This window comes from Bradyrhizobium valentinum, from assembly GCF_001440405.1.
Taxonomy (GTDB): domain Bacteria; phylum Pseudomonadota; class Alphaproteobacteria; order Rhizobiales; family Xanthobacteraceae; genus Bradyrhizobium; species Bradyrhizobium valentinum.
Genome location: NZ_LLXX01000085.1, coordinates 5,495 through 7,720 on the forward strand (window position 1 = coordinate 5,495; position 2,226 = coordinate 7,720).

The 2,226-nt window shown below is 64.7% G+C and carries 4 protein-coding genes; 2 read left to right on the forward strand and 2 right to left on the reverse strand.

Annotated features, from left to right (window positions below):
- The first annotated feature begins 282 nt into the window (after positions 1 to 282).
- The gene (locus tag CP49_RS13135) at positions 283 to 1,071 is read left to right on the forward strand and encodes an SDR family NAD(P)-dependent oxidoreductase (protein WP_057850671.1); all 789 of its coding nucleotides are present in this window, start codon (positions 283 to 285) and stop codon (positions 1,069 to 1,071) included.
- A gap of 86 nt (positions 1,072 to 1,157) precedes the next feature.
- Here CP49_RS13135 and CP49_RS45965 read toward each other — a convergent pair whose 3' ends face one another.
- Both CP49_RS45965 and CP49_RS13140 read right to left on the reverse strand, forming a co-directional pair.
- Positions 1,158 to 1,313 carry a hypothetical protein gene (locus CP49_RS45965; protein WP_197423100.1) on the reverse strand — a complete coding sequence of 52 codons (156 nt, stop codon included), beginning with the start codon at positions 1,311 to 1,313 and terminating at the stop codon, positions 1,158 to 1,160.
- Positions 1,314 to 1,322: 9 nt separating this feature from the next.
- Positions 1,323 to 1,556, reverse strand: coding sequence for a DUF6894 family protein (locus CP49_RS13140; RefSeq protein ID WP_057850672.1), 234 nt, complete (start codon positions 1,554 to 1,556; stop codon positions 1,323 to 1,325).
- Between the two features lie 245 nt (positions 1,557 to 1,801).
- On the opposite strand from CP49_RS13140, the gene CP49_RS13145 reads away from it, so the two are divergent.
- Positions 1,802 to 1,987, forward strand: a complete 186-nt coding sequence (locus CP49_RS13145) for a hypothetical protein (RefSeq protein WP_057850674.1) — start codon at positions 1,802 to 1,804, stop codon at positions 1,985 to 1,987.
- Positions 1,988 to 2,226: the final 239 nt, after the last annotated feature.

A 2,226-nucleotide genomic window follows, 5' to 3' on the forward strand; every position in this document is an offset into this window, starting at 1 on the left:
TGCAAGCCCAAGGCGTTCCAGAACGTGGGCGACCTTTCGAACGCGGGTTTGCATGGTGGTGAGCCCGCCGGTTACAGAGTGGAGACTAGGACGGTTCCGGGCAAGGTGAAAGCAACCCAGCGGTGCAGATGGCGCGCCCAATTGATACGCGCAAGGAGTCAAGCCAATGTAGGCGTGCCCGGGCCTGACCCGGGCATCCACGCACTTGCGGCGAATGTGTAAGAAAAATGTGGATGGCCGGGTCATCAAGCCCGGCCATGACGGCCCCGGGGAGACGCGAGCATGAGTTTGTTGAATACGCCATTCGATCCCGCGCGCGAGGCGGCGCTCGTCACCGGCGCGGGCAACGGGATCGGCCGCGCGATCGCGCAAGCCCTGGTCGGCGAGGGCGTGCGCACGGTGTTTGCCGACGTGAACAAGGATACGGTGACGGCGGCCATCGAGACCTCGGCCCGGCCGGAACTGGCGGTACCCTTTGTCGGTGATCTCGCCGACCCGGCGGCGCGCGAGGCGCTATTGGCGGAAGCCGCCGCCGCCGTCGGATGCGTGACCCATTTCGTGCACAGCGCATCGCCGCCGCGGCGCGAGAGCGATCATGCGCTCGGCGTCACCACGGAGATTTGGGCGCAGATGCATGCGGTGAATCTTGAGGCCGGATTCCACCTCTCGCGTGAACTGGCGCGAAAGCTGATCGCCGACAAGCAGCCCGGCTCGTTCCTGCTGCTGACCTCGCTGCATGCCGGCACGCCGCGCAACCTGCCGCATTACTCGACGTCGAAGGCGGGGCTTTCGATTCTGGTGAAGGAACTGGCCAAGACGTTCGGCCGCTTCGGCATCCGCGTCAACGCGCTGGTGCCGGGCGCGATCGCGGCCGGCGGCTTCGTCGCCGATCCCGCGCTCGCAAGACACATTCCGCTCGGCCGGCTTGGCCAGGCCAAGGACCTTGCGCCGTTGGCGCTGGCGGTGCTGTCGAACCGGATATCGGCTTACGTAACGGGCGCCGCGATCGTGGTCGATGGCGGCCTGTCGCTGACGAACTGGTTCGAGCCGCCGGAGTTAGGGGATTTGTAGGATGGGTAGAGCGAAAGCGAACCCATCGCGACCATGAGCGAGATGATGGGTATCGCTTCGCTCCACCCATCCTACGGGAGTGCGGGCTACAGAATGCCCCGATGCTTCGCGTGCCATTTCGGGCCGGGGCCGCGCATGTAATGCAGCTCGGGCCGGTAGGGCTTGCGGGCAATTTCGATCAGCCGGTGCCAACGGATCACGATCTCGGTCAGGCGTCGGAGAAGGGGTTGCATGGCCAGCATGGCGACCTCTCAATGCAGCTTGCCGAGCACGGACGAAAACGGCAGGGCGAAGATTTCGTCGTTGAGATCGTCGCTGACATGCAACGTCCAGTCGCGCCAGTCTTCCGGGCCCTGCGCCGTAATCAGCGACTGCACGACGCGGGCGGCGTGGTCGCGCACCTCGGTCAGGTTTCCGACGGCGGTGCCGCGCCGGTCGACGCATACGCCCTCGGAATTGGAGTAGTGGAAATAGACTCTGGCCATATCCGACTCCCGCGATTGCGATTCACGCTGAAAATAGCAGGCGGTGGAGCCGCTTAATATTCGGGGAGATTGCGGACGGGATAATACGGGGGGCGCGACCGCAGGTGGAACCGGTCCGTCAACCTGTCTGAAAATTATCGGTCACAGCCGGAGGAACGGGACTTTCGGTTCGGCAGTTTTCACGGACGAAGCCGCGACGATCGAAACGCTGCGGCGTAAGACTGTTGGAACCCTGGGAGAGCGACATGATGTCGGAAATGCAGATCCATACGATTGCGCGCCAGATGATGGAGAAGCACGGCCTCACCGCGATCGCGGAAGCCGCACACAATGCACAGGCTTGCGAGAGCAAGGGCGATATTGAGGAAGCCACGGAGTGGCGTCATATCGAAGACGCCATGAAGCTGATGCGAGGACCGCATCAGAGCTAGCGCATTGGCACGTCTCCGCTTGTCCCGCAGCGTTGGTCTGCTGAGCCGGGAGCTGTGACCGACATGGACCCCGGATCAGCAGCGCATCACGCCGCAAGCGCGCCGCATCCGGGGTACGCAGCTACTTACCGCAGCGGCATCGGCGGGCGCACCACGGGCGCACCATCGTCGGCCATCGTTTGCTGCGGCGGCGGAGGCGGCAGCGGCGCGGCAGCTTGCCCTGGCGGCGCTGCCGGAGC